The 17149-nt window shown below is 49.4% G+C and carries 10 protein-coding genes; 1 reads left to right on the top strand and 9 read right to left on the bottom strand.

Going from position 1 to position 17149, the window contains the following annotated elements:
- Nucleotides 1–115 precede the first annotated feature (115 nt).
- From csx18 to NG795_RS18560, 7 genes are all read right to left on the bottom strand, one after another.
- On the bottom strand, nt 116–400 hold the full coding sequence (gene csx18 / locus NG795_RS18590; RefSeq protein WP_367290138.1) for a CRISPR-associated protein Csx18: 285 nt from the start codon (nt 398–400) through the stop codon (nt 116–118).
- A 171-nt stretch (nt 401–571) separates the two neighbouring features.
- Nucleotides 572–2149, bottom strand: coding sequence for a hypothetical protein (locus tag NG795_RS18585; RefSeq protein ID WP_367290137.1), 1578 nt, complete (start codon nt 2147–2149; stop codon nt 572–574).
- A 203-nt stretch (nt 2150–2352) separates the two neighbouring features.
- A complete protein-coding gene (locus NG795_RS18580; RefSeq protein ID WP_367290136.1) occupies nt 2353–4314 on the bottom strand; it encodes an RAMP superfamily CRISPR-associated protein in 1962 nt (653 codons plus the stop codon).
- 3 nt (nt 4315–4317) lie between these two features.
- Nucleotides 4318–4716: a hypothetical protein gene (locus NG795_RS18575; protein WP_367290135.1), complete on the bottom strand. Its 399-nt coding sequence runs from the start codon at nt 4714–4716 to the stop codon at nt 4318–4320.
- A gap of 142 nt (nt 4717–4858) precedes the next feature.
- On the bottom strand, nt 4859–5698 hold the full coding sequence (cmr4, locus tag NG795_RS18570; RefSeq protein ID WP_367290134.1) for a type III-B CRISPR module RAMP protein Cmr4: 840 nt from the start codon (nt 5696–5698) through the stop codon (nt 4859–4861).
- A complete protein-coding gene (locus NG795_RS18565) occupies nt 5698–6816 on the bottom strand; it encodes a type III-B CRISPR module-associated Cmr3 family protein (protein ID WP_367290133.1) in 1119 nt (372 codons plus the stop codon). The genes cmr4 and NG795_RS18565 overlap by 1 nt, the downstream gene beginning before the upstream one ends.
- A complete protein-coding gene (locus tag NG795_RS18560; protein WP_367290132.1) occupies nt 6817–9912 on the bottom strand; it encodes a type III-B CRISPR-associated protein Cas10/Cmr2 in 3096 nt (1031 codons plus the stop codon).
- Nucleotides 9913–10361: 449 nt separating this feature from the next.
- On the opposite strand from NG795_RS18560, the gene NG795_RS18555 reads away from it, so the two are divergent.
- Entirely contained in the window at nt 10362–11528 is a 1167-nt protein-coding gene (locus NG795_RS18555) for a helix-turn-helix transcriptional regulator (protein WP_367290131.1), read from the top strand.
- A 402-nt stretch (nt 11529–11930) separates the two neighbouring features.
- On the opposite strand, the gene NG795_RS18550 is transcribed toward NG795_RS18555, so the two are convergent.
- Both NG795_RS18550 and NG795_RS18545 read right to left on the bottom strand, forming a co-directional pair.
- Nucleotides 11931–12917 (bottom strand): AcrVA2 family anti-CRISPR protein, encoded by a 987-nt coding sequence (locus NG795_RS18550; protein WP_367290130.1) that lies wholly within the window; start codon nt 12915–12917, stop codon nt 11931–11933.
- Between the two features lie 90 nt (nt 12918–13007).
- The gene (locus NG795_RS18545) at nt 13008–16478 is read right to left on the bottom strand and encodes a plasmid replication protein, CyRepA1 family (protein ID WP_367290129.1); all 3471 of its coding nucleotides are present in this window, start codon (nt 16476–16478) and stop codon (nt 13008–13010) included.
- Nucleotides 16479–17149: the final 671 nt, after the last annotated feature.

Genomic DNA, 17149 nt, shown 5'->3' with positions numbered 1-17149 from the left:
GGGTTCCAAAGATACAGCCCGCGAAGAGTGGCTAATAGTTTTTACAGAAATAGCTTTAACGCCCGAGTTCTATCTGTAGGGGCAATTTACTTAAACGCCCCTACAGATAAACATATTAAGACCGGCGGTCTAGTTCATCATAATTGCGATTGGGAATCACTGAAGCGGCTTTTTGAGCTTGAGCATTTCGCAGCATTTCCGTTTCACCAGGATTTAAAAAACGCACCACTCCATCGACAAAAGCTGAAGTCACTAATGTGGATAAAACCACCATTATAGTATTAGTAATAACAGCGGTTAATCCCAAAGGCGCAATCAGCAGAATAACTAAAGTAATGATGCCATTAATACAAGCGACGGCAATATGACGAATGAGAATTCCACGCATTGATAGATACATGAGTTTTGACTCCTGATTGATGAAAGGTAGATAAATCCTGGCCGCCTTTTCGGAATTTTGGGGCAGCGCTAAGTGGACGGGGTGTGAACGTTGAGGGGAATCAACCGGGGGCGATCGTACTTGTGGCAGAGATGAACAGAGTCCTCCGAAAAGTTGAGGTTTCGTGAAACCCTAGGGGGAACCTACCTCAGAGCGTAAAATCTCTAGTGCCCAAGCATATAATGAGCGCGATAGGGGTTGTTGAGGAATTTGCCAATGGCGATCGCAGACCTTTCGGAGACTCTCAACCATTAACTTCATCAAAAGTTCTGGACTCTCAGAAACCTTCGGAAATCCATTGTTTGACCAGAGCAATTGCATCTCCTGTAAGGTTACTGGAGTTGCTTTATGAATCAAATCATTACGCTTAAACCGAATCCCATGTAGCAGTTTGTACCATTTATCGGACTCACGGATATTTTCCAGTTTGCACCACCCATTAATTAAGCCATAAAAACCCGGTTGATAGGGTTTCCCATAAGGGTCAAAATTAGGGGGGAGGCTGATAATATTTTTTCCTAACCAATTTTCTTGCTCACTCCGAAGATAAAGCAATCGCTCGACAGTTTGAGAAAATTGCATAAAGGTGGTGGTATAGTTTTGGCGCTTTAACTGCAATTCAATTAAAAACACCGTTTCCCAGGTTTGCAAACCTGGATTGGTTCGCAACTCCAACAGCCGATCGCGCCATTGCTGCACCTGTTCGGCCCCGGCGAGTTGTTCCACCAAACGCGATCGCAACCACCCATTCTCAATTTGTTTGTTCTGAGCAAACCGGACGATTTCCCAATTGGTGGAAAGCGTGAGGTATCCGGCAAGCTGATATAAAGGCTTATGGCGGCTTTGATGGGCCGATAACCAAATTTGAGCCTCCTGAAAATCTCCCCGTTCCCAAGCTGAAATTACGCGAGAGCGCTCTAGCGGCCAAAAATACTCGCTCAAGGGTACCATTTCATAGCTTTGAGAAAGACTTGCCGAAAACATCTCCTTCTCACAAGCTGAATAAGGACTGGGCGGTTCAATCGGCGAAGCATTAATCACCTGGAACTCACGCACCAAAGCTGCCGCACAGATTTCTAGACTTTCTGCGATCGCCGGAACGGACCCTTTATTTTCAATCAGTAATACAAATTCATTCGAGGGAGACTGGGACCGCTTGTCTAAGGCAAAAGGCCAGATAAAATTCTCAAACTCTTCCCGAATTTTGTGGCGATCGTTGGCATTTACCCCCAAATCTAAAACATCCACCCTGACTCCGGGCCAAGCCGTTTCAATCTTGCCTTTCATCAACTGCGCCAACCAACAGGTATCCGCCCGCCGGTAATTCCAAGGCACCGTCTCCGGCTGATTCGTAGCCCAAAGGATGATGTGATTCAGCCCTTTAGCCACACTATCGGCAATGATTTGATGGTCCAGTAACAGTTCAACCGAACTAAAATCACCCCCCAACCACTCTTGGCAATGTTCATAGTATCGAGACCCCAAATCCCGAACACTCCACAGCATATTGGGTTTGTCCGGTTCATAAGCACCCCTCTCAATCCCCAATTCTTGGTACAACTGGTTGATATGGGGAGGATGACCGCGATCGCCATCGGCCCCAAAACAGCGGACCACTCCATCCTTGCTCCGCCAACCGACCTGACGAGTTCCCACGGTGATAATCAGTGTATCAACGCGATCGATTTCCAGTTGTGCAGTTGTTTTCATGATGATTTTTTGCATCCATTCAAAGTGTAGGGGTATCCTTCCTTGAATACCCTTCAGAAATAGCTATTAACCCAAGCGAAAAACTTGAACGAGAAGGCCAGTTGGACAAATAGGGATTACTTAAATTTGCCCATCCTGGCTTTTAAAATTGGAACATCCCCCTAGGCGTCAGGAATGATGCCAATCACCCACGAAGGTTTGACTTACGTTATCGGCCAGATTTGAGCGGGTGATTTTAACAAATCCAGGTAATGTTTACGCGGGTCAGCAGTTGCAGCAAATACAGTCACAACTTGATAGTGGTCTAAATCAGCTATCCAAATCGGAGAAGGAGTTGCTCCTCGTTGAACTCCACCACACAAACTTTTAGCCTCATCAAATTTCCTCTGGTTTTCCAGGTTATGGAATTCTCGGTGAAGAATATCTAAAGCATAAGGTTTATCTTGGTTTTGACCCGAAACAACGACAATTCGGCAATTGCGATCCACGGCTTCACTCCAACGGTTGCTGGTAACAGGCCCAGCTTGTAACGGTGAACGGGGATTTACAGCAAGCTGAGTCACCTGGTTTAAAGCCTGGTAAAATTCCTGTAACCGCTGTTGGAAAAGCTGCTGAAATTCTAGGGGAGTATCGGGTAGGTTCCAGAATGAATCTGCATTTTCAGGATATAAGGTAGACCCGCGATACCAGGGCGCTCGTTCGCGGTTCTGACGGGAATAACAAGGACGCCGTGAGCCTTGTCCCACTCCCCCCAGATGAAACATCATCCAAGTGAGAGTCTTGAACAAAGAGGCAACTGCTTTTTGCTGATTCCCGGGGGCTTCAGGAGAATAGCGCAGGACAAGAATTCCCACCTGTTCGCCACATTCATCATTTTGTCCTTGGCCTGTAGAACGGGGTTCTTTTTGAGTAACTTTCCCCTCCAAAATCTCGACTCGGACCCACCCCCATTGTTTCGTCGGATTGATGCCTCCAAAGAGTTGCGCTTCCCATAGTTGGACTTCTCTCGGGGGTAAGACACCTAAAGCGAAGCTGCGGAACCAATAACGCAACATAGACTTGAAGGCGATCGGACGAACTTCTGCATCGGGTTGTCCGCGCATTTGCCATTTATCCTGCTTATCCTTCTTCCATTCGGTAAACTTTTGGCGTCCGTGAATCAGTTGACCTTGCAAGGTAAATTCTAGCCGGAAAAATTCATCCTTGGGTTTACTGGCACCGGCACGAATCAGTTCTCCATACCCACTATTGACTTGAGAGCCAATCCCTGCTTTCAATCCAGTGACCAGCCATGCTTTAACTTTATCTAAAATCGAAGTATCGCTGCAATTGCTGACCAAGCGTAACCCGATTAAAAAGGTGGGTTCTTCTAGGGAGAAAAATGGATTAGGGTTAGGACTGTAATTAGGCAAGGAATCCCCGTCCCATTTCCAGATATTGTTAGCCATATCCACCTTTAATCCGGCTTTGTGCGGTAGGGGATAAGCATCGAGGAAGACCACTTTTCCATAGCGATCGCTACCTTTGGCATCCAGAGAACCAAACCAAGGGGCAATCTGCTTCTCTGCTTCTTTCCAGCCCACACCCTCGGCTGCCATCCGTTCGCGAATTGCCTGGGTTCTTGCAACCCCGCGTAAGGTTGCCGAAGGAATGTAAGGCATCCCCAAGGCGTCAAAAGCAGGTAACAGGATGCTTTCAGGTCCCCGATGTCCGCCAACGCGAATCCGCCAAGGACATTTGACTTGGAAAGTGTTGTTTTTACCAGCAATTGCTTGGGTGCGATCGCAGAGTTGTTGGAGTCGTTGCTGATACTGGGCCTTTTCTTCTGCCATTTGCAGAATCTGTACCTTTGTGCCGTCTTTTTGCGGAGAATCAAGCGATCGCATCCAGCGCAGATACTCTACAAAACTGGCGGTGCTATCAGGTTGTGGTGGGCGATCGGCATATAACCAGGGAGATGGCGGCGAATTTGAATTCCCGCCACCGCCACCACCTTGATTGCCACCACCACCTTGATTGCCACCACCAACGGGAGGAATAACCAGAGGAAGTTTGGGTTTAGCGGTGTTTTTGACAGGAGTTGGGCCAGCTAAGGGAGTCGCTGGGGGCTGGAGTTTTTTCGGGGGTTGGGGTTTTTTCGGGGGTTGGACTACATTTGGTGTCATGATTTAGTCCTCTCCAGAAACATTGTGATAAACAGCAGTCGCCCAAAAACTAAACTCTCGGGCCAAAGCTAATCCCAATCCGGTCAACCCCAAATATTCGTCGGTATCTAAGTTTTTGAGGGTAGTTAAGCCCTGATTGCCTGCTAGGTTGCCATTCTGCAAATTGGCAAGGGTTTGTAAACACTCGAAATATTTACGAACAACCTGCTTTTTCCCTTCTTGCCCGAGGGCTTGTTCTTCTGCTTTCAGGCGCATCATGCCCCAAGTAGAAAGATAGGTATAGAGTTCAACAGCTTGACTTTTCTGCTCTTTGAGGTGAGTGTTGTCCTGAGTTTGCGATCGCAACTCCGACAGCGCTTCATAAACGGGAGTCGCTATAGTCCGGGGGTCAAAAGTCATCATGGTTACTCCTGAAGTGAATTAATAAACTAAAGCTGAAGTTGAAGAATAGCCCAATTATACGGGCCTTTTTCTAGTGGTAAATTCTTTAGGCGAAGGACAGTCTGTGTTGAAAAAGAGACTGTTTTCACGAGTTCCAAAGAAGTCAGGTTGACCATTGCTGAACGAACCCTCGTCCTAAACTTTCTTGACCCCCAATCTGGATAATCTCTTGACGACTCAGCAAGTTTTCAAATGCAGTTTGAGAACTTTGGCGAGTACCATTCGCCTGAGACGTAATGCCCCAAGGAAAATACATCACGGTGTCCGGTGGAATCGCTTCCTCATAGCGAAATCCGCCATCGACCGATTTATGCTCGTCCAACTTGACCTTCACCTGCCGCCAGAGACTCATTTGGATTAACGTCACACAATGATGGTCAGGCAAAACCAAAACCCGGTCAATGCTTTGACTTGCCGGATGCTGCGGGATAAACGCCTGCCAGTCTTTCCAGTCTTGCAACTCATTGGAATTGATAATCGCATCCTTCAGATACATCCCCGACTGATTTTTTTTGACATTGGTCAAATAGGATTCTTTCGGAATCTCATGCAACTCGGTATTAAACCGTTTCCAACGATTAAGCAGCATTGGGCAGCTAATCCAAACCACCCCATGACTTAGGGAAGGCACAGGTATCCACAGCAAAGAACCATCTCCAATCCAAATATCCCCCTGTTCTAACTGGGTGATGGTCTTACCCGTTTGGGATTGGTATTCGGCTAGGAACTCTTGATTATTCAAGTCTTTCAAATCCGGCCCAAACAGTTGAGTGCGGACTACGCGATTGTCCACACTCGCGCGTTGGCGTCCTCGAATGGTACTCGATGGAATATAAGGCAAATCCGTATGAGATTCTCGCGCAATTCCTAATAGGTTTCCTTCTTGAGTTGTGCCGCCAGTATGTAACGGGGCTAACAGATATAGATAAACTAACTCGGTCATTAATTTGCTCCTTCGTAAGAAATCCACAACAATTCTGAATACCCCAACTGCCGCCAACGTTGAACGTGATGGGGTGCGGTGTCACTATCTTGGAACAAGGGTTCCGGCTGATTCAGGTAGTACAAACTTCCGGGGGGTGCGGCAAAAACTTGGGGGGCGGGAATGCTGCGTTGAGCTTGCCCTTGTTGACTCTCTTTCTCTCGAACCCGGCAACTAATCGGCACCGCTTTGTCTGTAGCTACACTAACTAAACTACCCGTTTTTTGATTGCCATTGGCCGCATGAGCTAATTTCCATTCCCAGGGCCAAGCACGACAAACGGCTTGACCTGAGTCTTGTTTGCGCTCAAATACACCTGGGGTGACCAGATAGGCGATCGCCTTGCCCGATTGTTTGAAGTTGTGATCGCTCAGGGTCGAGATGGTTTTCCACTGCTCCTCTAACGGTTGGGAGCGTTCTAAAATTGCCCGATGTCCCTCTCCACCAAGTTGAATTACCGTTTTGTCGAGCAACTGATTAACGGCGATCGCTAAACTCCAACCCGGTGTCATCCGGACTGCATTCTCGACAAAATAGCCATCAGCATCTTTGACTTGCCGAGTCCCTTGTTCCAAAGAATTATGGGAACGAGTTTCCACAGTCCAGGGTTTGACGGCGTTCTGGTCTTGAGTTAGCCAATCTGGTTTAGCAATTTGGCCCGTTTTCAGATAAGTAGCGATCGCTTGAGTGGGCAAAAACTGGCGGTAAAAATATCCAGATTCTGGTTCATCTTCCTCATCCCGCTTCCCCTCTGTACGGGGTTTTACCAAAGGGCAAGGTTGGAGAGGATTCCAGTATCCTTGGCTTAGAGGAAAGTCTCCCATCCAGTCCAAAGGCAGCAAGGGAGTAGGTCCTACAAATCCCAAGGGCCGGGGAAAATAAAGAGTATCGTCATAAGCGAGAAAAACTCCTTTGAGGTGGAACTTACCTGCGTCCCCACTAATGCCCCGCAATGCCCCGGCGATGGTATGAGCGTTAGGGGGAAATATGCTCCCAGCCCAAGCGCGTTCCCCCGGGGTAAAGGGTTTGGCATCCCGCAACATCAGCACATCCAGAGGCGTGATTGTGTACCAATACATCTAATGTTCACCTCCTACTTTAATTTGGCGACTCCGCAGCACGAAGGCCGCCAGTTTCAGCCAGTTTTTGACGTCGGTTTCTTGGTCTTTGCTTTGGGTCGTTATATACAAATTCTTGAGGAACTCGCTTAAGGCTTCCTGAAATTTAACTTTCAAGGCGTCATCGCCTTTGAAAACCTCGCGACGGCTACAGAAGGCTGTAGTCCAGTGGAAAATGGCGTCGGCACAGGGAACGGGATGTTGACTCCAGACCTCTGCTGCTTGCTCAAATAAGGCACAATCTAGGGCAGGGAAATCTAAGTTAACGTCATTTAACTTAGGGAAATTCAGCAGCGATCGCCACTTATCAAACACCTCAAACTTGGCCGTTGCCTTGAGGATATTCCCATTGCCATACAGCACTCGCACCTGCACTGCATTTTTGACCTCTCCGGCTGGAGTAGAATAATCCTTGGCTCCGTCTTCCGCTTCCCAGAGGTTTTCTAAAGCGATCGCCAAAGGAACGGAATGATGCGCCAGGACCATGCCAAAGCTAATACTGGCTCTCGAACCCATCGTAAACAAGGGTCTGCTGGAAAGATTTTTAGGTAATTTCTCTCCTTGGAAGCGCCAATAATCTCCATCACAGGAAAATTCCCCTTTCGGGTCGCTGCCGCCCTTGAAACATTGGCGAATATCCCACAGCCAGCTATCCCATTCCCACAAGTTGGTATAGGCCAAAACGTCATCGCCACCGCCATAAATCAACCGTCCTGCATAGCGCACTTCGGTCAGGTACGGGACTAACTGATTGGAAAAATCCAACAAGGCGCGGCTCAGGGCGTTATGACTCGCCGGACCCATGCGTTTTTGGCACTCTAAGAACTTCTCTAAGGACTCGCGAACTGCTAACTCCGGGATTTGGTCTTGCAAGGCTTTGGGAATATACTCCTTATAGGCTTGCAACGGTTCACCTTTGAGCCAGTTGCTCATCCCATCCCCATCTCCAGCGGCGAGCACATACCAATCCGTCGGATTAGCGCCGGGGGGGAACCATTGGCTGATGGCCTCACGCAGTTTCCGAAGTTCTTCTTGTTTCTGCTGTTTTTGCTCGGTTTTAGTCAGGACCGCCCCGGCTGTCTGCGCTTGTGGTTCAAACTCTTCAATGTACCATCCGGCATTCAAGACCCGGGGATGAGGCCATTCGGGATGTTGGTCCGCAATCCAAGGAATTCCCCAAGATTGGGGTTCCCCCTTAGAATTGTTTTTAATCCAAGGAAGATCGCTTAAACTTTCGCAAGCCTTCTGATAGTAAGCCAAAGCTTCTTGTTGTTGGGGATGATGTCGCAACCATCCAGCCACCCCCGAAGTCAAGTCAGGATAATAAAGCTGCAACCGGGTTTGGGGTTGCTGCAATAAATCGGGCAGAATCCGGTGCAATCCCCGTTTAAGCACTTCGGTCGCATTGAGTTCTTCAATCCCATCAAACAATCCCACCGACCGCTGCCAGTCTTTTGCCGTTTCTCCTTCGGTCACCCAATCGGGACCATTATGGACCACAGGACCGATACCAGAAACCGTAGACCGGGGTCCAAAGGCAGACGGAATATTCCAAGTTCGCGAATTTTTAACCGCCGTCAACGCAAACCGGGTTTGGTCGAAAATGCTGGCCCACCAAGAACCCACGTTCAAATTTGGCTGTCTGGCTTTATAAGATTGCGACCGTTGGCGGCGATCGCGCCAATCTTCGGCAACGCTAATCTGATAAGTTTCGGCCACAAATTGCGCTTCGGCCTCCACCAGTAGATTCTCCGCAGGACGAGCAAACTGATTTTGGGCCTTTTGCCAAGTTTGATAACTTTGGGGTTGACGTGGGGACTGGTGCAGTTCCAAAAGGCGATCGCCTAGGGGTAAAGCGGTCCAATAAGTTTGCCACTGCGCTTTGAGCCAGTCGGACCAAGTATGGGGATTGAGCTTGGGCATCCATTTTTGAGTACCCTGCAAATCCGTCAACACCTGGTTTCCCAAACTTAGCCATTCGTCTTTGAGGGTTTGTTCAGCCTGTTGCATCGCGGCACAAACTGGATTTTTCACCTGCCCCTTGCCGGTGCTGCCCGCGCCGTTATCTGGCAGAATCATCACCAGCACATTGGGAAATCCAGCGGTGAGCAGTTGCCGTTCGCTAGGGGATTCAATCCACTCGGAAAAGTCAGGATATTTTGACAATAGCCAGGAATCAATCAGCGGTTGGGCATAGAGACAGGGATACACCAGGGTGTCCGGGCCATATTTCCAAGCAAGCGACCAAGCGACCTTCGCAGATAAATAATGGAGTAACCAAGACCCCGCCCAAAAGTCACGCATCTTACGGCTGGCTTTGATGAGTTCCTGCACCGGCGTAAAGCTAAAAATGCCCACATAAGGACGGGATTGGTGATAATTTTTGCCTTGGATGGCCCGCTTCCGGGGATAATTATCTGGGTCACAATGGTAACCTGCTAACGCACCAGCCAAAGCAGAAGTCATGGTGGTATGGCTCCATACCGATGCATCGGGAATGCGAGTATCTGCCGGGAGTAAGGGCAACGTGGATTCTTCTGAGAGATTAGCCGTCTGGTCCAAGGCGCGGGAGAGGGCCACAGGATAGCAGCGCCATAACCACCAGTAGACTTGCCGCGCATCCGTACAGGTGCGGATACTTTCGGGAATCAAAATCGTTTCCACTTCCGCTAACCATTTGCTTCGATTAGTCTTGTCATTGAGCAAGAAATCGTGCCATTCGGCTAATTTAAGGGTTTGTTTGGCTCCCGAAAGTAGATGCTTGATTTCTAAGCCGTTCTCGTCATAATCTACTGCTTTATGACCGGGCAGACGACCCAGGGCAGCGCGATCGCTGGCTGAAGCAATCAAATCGCACAAGCTAATTTCTTTCAACCAGTTGCTACTATAGACAGACTCCTTATGAGATTTGGCTTTCGGAGATATCCAGCCCTCCATGCAAGCCAAAGATGACCATGCTCCCTCGCTACCGCGTCCTACATTCGTCTGCAATGCTTTGAGCGCTGGATCATGGAGCAATCCCCAGATTTTCGCTTGCCAATAGGGTGTATTTGTCATGGTTTGTTGATTTTTCTTGAGATGAATGGACCGGCGGGGAATTAACGCAAGCCGTCGCCTTCTGTTTACCTATCGGAATATTTGGGAAAAATTACGCAATTTTCTGGGCATTCTTAGAATTTCTTGCCGTTCCCAGCCTCCACCTGGGAATGCCATAAGGATTCTGCTTCTTCTCTAGGGAAGCAATTGCTCCAATATGCAAGGTTTGCCCGTGACATTATTTAATGAGAGTAGGACTCTCGCGATGTACGAACCCAATGGCGCGCACAAAAACCCGATTAACCCTAAATTTATCAGTTTTTTCTAGGGTTGTCTGAAATTTGAAGATATGTATCCAAATTATTGCAAAACGATACAAACCTTTACAAGTGAACAGATTTCGCCATTGTTAACAAACTGTGTCAATATTGCCATTACCTTGACATTCCCCAAAAAAAAAGGTAACCCGCATGGCCAAGAAACCGACCCCCCACCCTTATTCCGACCGCAGCAGTTTTGAGCGGTTGATGTTGCTGATTGCGGCCCTGGTTCACTATCCCGGCGTCGGACATAAAGAGGAACGGGAAAGTCACTCCGGCGATGCGCTGCAAGGTGTCCAAAAAAAATTTCGCGAGTTGGCGGCGAGTTTGGGAATGGAATTGGCTCCAGGCTATCCGGCAACTGCCACCCTTCGCAAAGATTTACAATGCTTGCGAGACTACGGCATCCTTGAGCGCCGGATTTATCGTTGGGGATACTACCTGGGAACTGGCGTGATGAGCCAAGAACAGTTGCAGGTGATGATGTGTGCCTTGGAATCGCAAGGTAAATACCAAGGTAATCCCCAAGCGCGTCAGCTTCACGACCTGTTATCTCGGCGGTTGCGCGGGATGGAATTGGCGAGCGGGGGGCAATTTTCTTACCCAGTACGCCAACATCTGAATCGAGCCATCATGGAAACAGACCCACTGGAGATGATGAAACGGGGGAACAATCAAAACACCTTATTTCATCAGCAAGCAACGGTGGAGGAAGCAATCGCCTCCGCTCAGGCGCTCGAACTTTCCCGCAAACGTGACCCGTATGGTCGCGGGTTGGTCGGTCTTTTGCGACTCTGGCCTCTGCAACTGGTGTACCATGATATCGCTTGGTATTTGATTTACGAATATTGTGAGACCGGCCATCTGGCGATCGGTCGATTCGACCGCTTTGGCGACTACTGCCAGTTGCTCACTCAGCACCGTACCCTCGAACATCAATCCCAAAGCCTGAAAAATGCCCATCAACTCTTGCAAAATGGTTGGGGATTATACTTGGGTGACCCGGAGGAACAAGCAGCAGAATTAGCCGGGACTTTAACGTTGGAACCCGTCAAGGTCCGATTTTTCAGTCCGGTGATGGAGTTTATCCGGGAAGGGGACTGCCGCCATCGGCAACAAAAAATTAAACTCGGTCCCAAAAATGAGACGGGCCAAATTGAATATATCGATTACATCGTGCCACTACCCCGGCGCTCTTTCAAAGAGTTTCTGCTGTGGGTCTATCGCTACATGAACAACGCGATGGTCCTGTCTCCTCCTGAATTAGTCCAACAACACCGGCAAGCTGCCCAGGATTTAGTCACCCGTTGGGAGTAAAGTTCGAGATGGGGTCCGGTGGGAGGTATTTCTTATTTCTAGGCGATCCCTTGGCGAACACCGCTTGGGAAAATTATGCAGAATGTCGTCACCATGAGCAAATTCCATTGATTCTTAGAAGTGCAAGGATGCGATCGCCACAGACAACCTGTAACCCTTTTCAGTTTTTAGCTAGTGTCACGGTCACGGTCACGGTCCAATTCCAATCTGGAAACAGCCTCTAGGTGTGGATTGCGTCGAATGACCCGAGGAAGTAGTCTAAGTTGAGAGCGATCGCTTATTCAACCCGCCGCAACTGCCAACCACCGAACCAGTTTTGCTCGGGTTGGTCATGATAGCGCGTGTTGATCGCCGCATTGATATCCACTTCAAACACCTACACCTAATTGCACATTCCAAACCTCACCCATTCACCAACACCGGCTGAATCCAGCGCCACTCTCGCTGCTGCCGTCCTTCCCCAATCGCCACCCTGCGCCAATGACCCTTACGCCAATGAGTCCGGGGAGTGGCATGGGTGGAGTGGGCTGTACCCGTAGCCCGTTCAGTTTTGGGCTGAAACTGCTGACCAATCATCAAGGGGCTAAAGCGTTCCGATTTAGACTTGCCGCTAGAAAATCCTTGACCTTTGGTGGAAATTGCCGCTGGAGCCGGAGGGGTCAAGTCATCGGGTCGAATTTGCAAATAGAGGAGCGTTTGGAGAACGATGCGTTCGATGCGCTGCTGGAACTGCTGTTCGAGGTTGAGGTCTTGGTTGGAATCCACAAATCCGACATTGACCATCTCGAAGTCACCGTGAATCAGTTCGTCCCCTGCCAGTTCAATCGTGCTGGCATAACCCGTGCCTTCGCGCAGGACGGTAGCCCACCGGAACTTATCGCATTCTAGGGGAGCGTGTTCGATGGTGTGGCCTCCCAGCTTCAACGGAGGCAGTTCCAAGCCTTTCGGGAGATGCTGGAAGAACACCCAATCACAAGCGTTGTTTTCAGGGTTCAGGATTTTGTCTCGGGGTAGCATGATAATACCGCAGGGAACCAAGACCTTCAAATCGCCAATTGCCCGAGGTACGTCGGACTCGTCAAACGCGGCGAACAAATTTTTACCCAGCCACCAGACTGGGAACTCGTTGTGAGCCAAAGTCCAGGCGGCGGACAAAATTCCATTCCAGGCTAGGTCACCCAGCACATTACGGATATCTAACTGCCCACTGGATACGCCCATTTCTACTGTTAGCAGATTGTGAGCCAGATTCTTAGCCGCACTGGAGAACGGTTCGTACCCCGCCAGCTTGGGATAGGGACGGTCGATTTTGGCAAACCAATGTGATTCTTTCGCAAGTTTCAAGGCTTTGCGATAGAAAATCTTGGCTTCTTTCAAGGTGTAATTCATAGCTGGCAAAGACTGAATAGAATAAACCAATTATAGCACTTGTGATAGTTTGACTCAAGCACCTCCAAAATATTGGCAACATTTTGTGACTTATGTGCTAGTCATCCAATCACTCACGGGCTGGACGAGGTTGCGAATCTGCTGGAGGCGATCGCGCACTTCCCGAGACAGCCGCTGCCATATCGTGCGCCGCCATTGCTGGGGTAGACCCACGGTGGCATCGGCCAGCAACTGAGCATCGGCATCGGGTTCGGCAGCCACCAACTTGAGCAGTTCCGTCCAGCCATCGATGTCGGTGCCGTTGGTGGCGAAATCGGTAGGGTCGGAGTTAGGCCGATCGCCTACGGGATAGTTGCGCTCCAGACTGCCGGTGAGTGGGACCTTGGGTGCGAGGTTAAGGTCAGATTGTTCCATTGAGCCAAGGTGATCACAAGTCGGCTTATTTATAAGAGCAGCGTTTTTATCGGGACTTGTGATCACCCCAACGGAGGCTTGCTGGGACTGGGTTTGGGCGATTTTAGGTGCTTGCCGGTCCCGGGTCAAGGCAGCGGCAATTTCTGGAACACGACCCCGAGACAACTCACCCGCCGCAACTAAATCGGCATACTTCAGGTCCCACGCGCAGAAGATAGCATCTCGGTCGAGAGGGGCCACAACTTGATAGATGCGTTTACGGTCTTTGCCGACGATGCGGCTTTTGAGTTTGAAACCAATCTTTTGCAAAATGGACGCAAGGATTTTCCCGGGCTTCGAGTTTTCCGAGATGGGTACTCCCAGGATGCGACTCATCTGATAACGCCGGAACCAGCACTTTTCCCAGAACGCCGCAATCAACGGGTCCTCCAAAGTTGTGCTAAATCCAGGCGAGTTGATAATTTCCTGGATGCCGATGGCCTGCAACAATCGCAACTTAGCTCCCACGGTGGTCAGGTCGGGGACAAAAATGACACTGGAGCACCACTGCTTGAGATGCGATCGCAACTTCATCCCATCCAGAATCATCGCCAGTTCGGGACGTTCCAGCCAGTATCCCAAACGCAGCCGGGACAAGTATAGTGGGTTCTGGATGATATTCGTATAAATCCATTCGGGTGTCATCGCAAAACCGGGCAAATCCTCACGCAACAGAACGCCCTTGGCTTCATTGCGGTCGGCTTCCGATGCGGCAGGGTCGTCCAGGATGATTCGAGCATCCTCAAGGGTTAACGGGCCACTCCAGCCTTGGAAACGTTGGGTAGCTTCCTTCTGCTTAATTTCGAGTTTGGCTTCTTTGACCAATTCGGAGGCATAAGAATCCTCGCCCATCACTTCGATAATCTCAAACCCTTCTGCGACTAATTCCGCTTTCAACAACTCCGCGTGATGTTTCCAGGCAAAGTTACGACGAGCAATAATTTCGGCGTAAAGTTGCAAACTCGGACAGTTGGCCCAGTCCTCAGCTTGCCATTCCTGCAAAATCTCCGCCCAATCCTCCGGGTCGAAGCCGTCTTCTTTGATGGCAATTGCTTGAGCCAATGCCGCCACATCGAAGCCATCTTTGGCATTGAGGGTGAGCGCTTTGATAACTTTCTTGGGGTCGGTGTAATGGCTCAATTCCCCGGTTGGCATCCCGCATTTTCTGGCATAGATTTCAGTGGGAATGTTCGGACGATATCGAGCGATAAGCTGCCGGAACGCATAGGGTTGGCACACACCTGCCGAGTAGCCAATTCGTAAGTTGAACGAGTCAATTTCAATGGACAATCCCACGATAGCAGTGGGTGAAATGAGCAACACCTGGGGCGCTTCAGCCGAAAGCCAGCGATTCGGGTTTTTCATTTGTTCTTTGACTTCCGAAAGTTTTGCGGTGTCTTGTGTCCAAGACTGACAATTGATATCATTCGCTACCAGAATGGACTCGATGGCTTCGATTTCAGTGCGCGAATCAGAGAAGAAAATCACCCGCTCTCCCGCACTGGTTGCCGATAGAATTCTCTCGTGAATCGAACCCGGTTTGCCTTCATAAAACAAGATAGGATTACCTTCTTCGGGCTTGCCGTCGTTGCGAACCAGAAACATTTTTCGTCCGGAAATCGCTTCCATATATTGGATATCGGCATCGTCCAAATCGGCGTCCAAGCACAGAATTAGTTTGGCATTGCGGCAGAGTTTCTCGAAGGCCGCGATAATCTGCGGTCGGTTGTTAGCAATGGCGGTGTTTGCAGTCAGCAGATGTTCCAGTAACGTATGAATTTCATCCAAAATCAGCACGTCCCACTCGCGCCAAGATACGGTGAGCAACGAATCAAAACACAGACCGATTTCGTTGGTATGGGCGCGCTGCAATCTCGTCAAATCTTGCCCGTCTTCCGTGACTAAATCCAGGTCACTTTTCCAGGGAATCCCCCATTCAGCACAGCTTTGTAATCCCAGAGAAATCCGAGGGAATAGCGACAAAATCGAGAGATTATTGGCCTTGCAAAATGCAATATATTCCTGAATGAACGAGCGAGTTTTCCCAGTCTTTTTCCCGCTCCTGGTCCCGACTAATCCAAACCGAGGCATCTGCTTCACTGTGTCCGGCGATAACCGCTTGCTGTTCAGGATAATATCGGGTTGGCGAGTCAGCGACCGCACCCGCTTCGCCAGTCCAATTTTAGTGCGATATTGTGAGAGAGAGATTTCCTTGATTTGCATAACGGCTGGCAACTCATCGCAGTCGAACTCGGAGCCTTCGAGTTGTCCCCAATATGCCACTGCCACCTCAAAACCTTTCGACTCCAGCCACTGCAACAACTCAGCTTTTTTCTGGTGAATGTTGAACTTGACCCCATCAGAGTCGGGCCAATAGACAATCTTCTTGATGCCCAGTTGGTAGAGCGATCGCATCAAAGTCAGTTCCGACGCTTTGAAGTGACCCCCCGCCGCACCAATCCACAGCCCACCATGCCGTTGCTGAGAGATGAGCGGTTTGAGGATGCCCTCGCTCAGGTTGGCAGTGGCTCCAACGGGTGAGCCAGTCACGGTGATGGGCATTTCGCCATTGTTGAGCCGTTGCTGCTTGCCCCATCGATATTTGTCCCCATTTTTCGCCTGGTCCATGCGAATCTGGTAGCCCGCAATTTTCCCGCCAATCCAAGCGGGACACACCAGACCAAACGGCAACGACCGGAATCCACCTAGCTCAATCACCTCATCGGAAAGTCCGCGCCGGTGCAAGTCATTTCGGTGCTGCGAGGATAAACCCATTGTGTTCAGCCAGCGTTTCAGTTCGGCATCCCGGACATTTAGAAAGTCGTCCAGGTCCGAGGTCTGGCGCTCTTTCTCTTCCTGGATGCGCCGGTTTTCTGCCCGACGTTTTTGGGCTTGCTCTTGTAGGCGATCGAGATAGTTCGAGTTCAACCCATTCCAGGGAGCGACTTTCTCCCGAATCTCGTAGCATTCGCAGCCGTGCCAGCAACTATATTTGCCATCCTTGGGGTCCACCGTCAGGCGATCGCCACCGCAGACGGGGCAGATGTAGGCATTTTTGCGCTTGGCGGGTTCGAGTTTTTCGAGATAATCGAAGATTGAGAAGGCCATTAGTTCTGCCCCCCCAACTCAACGATGGTCGAATCTTGAGCGAAGGGGCAGGGCCAGCTAAATTGATAGCTCGACAATGCCCGGGCAGTCAGCCGGGATTGCAGGATAGTATCCATAGACGCTCCTTATTCTGAGCCGTCCCTTCATGGATCTAGTTCCCCTGAGAAGATTAAACTGAGCGGCTAACTTGTTTAGCGAACCTAAATTTGTTAGACTGCAAGTAAGTTTTTCAAGATTACAGAACTTGTGTTCTGTGTTTAATCTTCTGTGTGTGGGGGTTCTGGATCCGCTCGATTGGCGTCGAGCTTTCCGGGGCAGCCACTTTTTTTTTTTTCTGAAAACATGATAGCACATTTATCCTGCTGGGCTACCCGTTTCAAGATATTTCAGCAGGATTTTGGTATTTGTTATGCAAAAATATAGCCAATTTAGCCTAAAGATTTACCGAGGGTAAAACCCTGATAATCTTGTCCTGCAAGGATTTAGGCGAATTACTTCCTTATCTTATTCCTAAGATAAAACTGATTGACTCTAGTGCAAAATAAAATTTTAGTTCAACTATTTAAGTTCTAAATTAATAGTCAACTTCGGCGAAATGTGACGTGAAAAAGGGAGTTTAACGTCTGCTGTTTAAGTATTAACTCAGTTTTGAGCGCCAACTTAATCACCAA

The sequence above is a fragment of the Laspinema palackyanum D2c genome (assembly GCF_025370875.1).
Taxonomy (GTDB): Bacteria; Cyanobacteriota; Cyanobacteriia; order Cyanobacteriales; family Laspinemataceae; genus Laspinema; species Laspinema palackyanum.
This window is presented reverse-complemented; position numbering and strand designations above follow the sequence as displayed.

Bases quoted from the DNA above. Each gene is read 5' to 3' on its own strand.
- csx18 (WP_367290138.1), bottom strand. From the start codon at position 400: ATGTATCTATCAATGCGTGGAATTCTCATTCGTCATATTGCCGTCGCT.
- NG795_RS18585 (WP_367290137.1), bottom strand. From the start codon at position 2,149: ATGAAAACAACTGCACAACTGGAAATCGATCGCGTTGATACACTGATT.
- NG795_RS18580 (WP_367290136.1), bottom strand. From the start codon at position 4,314: ATGACACCAAATGTAGTCCAACCCCCGAAAAAACCCCAACCCCCGAAA.
- NG795_RS18575 (WP_367290135.1), bottom strand. From the start codon at position 4,716: ATGATGACTTTTGACCCCCGGACTATAGCGACTCCCGTTTATGAAGCG.
- cmr4 (WP_367290134.1), bottom strand. From the start codon at position 5,698: ATGACCGAGTTAGTTTATCTATATCTGTTAGCCCCGTTACATACTGGC.
- NG795_RS18565 (WP_367290133.1), bottom strand. From the start codon at position 6,816: ATGTATTGGTACACAATCACGCCTCTGGATGTGCTGATGTTGCGGGAT.
- NG795_RS18560 (WP_367290132.1), bottom strand. From the start codon at position 9,912: ATGACAAATACACCCTATTGGCAAGCGAAAATCTGGGGATTGCTCCAT.
- NG795_RS18555 (WP_367290131.1), top strand. From the start codon at position 10,362: ATGGCCAAGAAACCGACCCCCCACCCTTATTCCGACCGCAGCAGTTTT.
- NG795_RS18550 (WP_367290130.1), bottom strand. From the start codon at position 12,917: ATGAATTACACCTTGAAAGAAGCCAAGATTTTCTATCGCAAAGCCTTG.
- NG795_RS18545 (WP_367290129.1), bottom strand. From the start codon at position 16,478: ATGGCCTTCTCAATCTTCGATTATCTCGAAAAACTCGAACCCGCCAAG.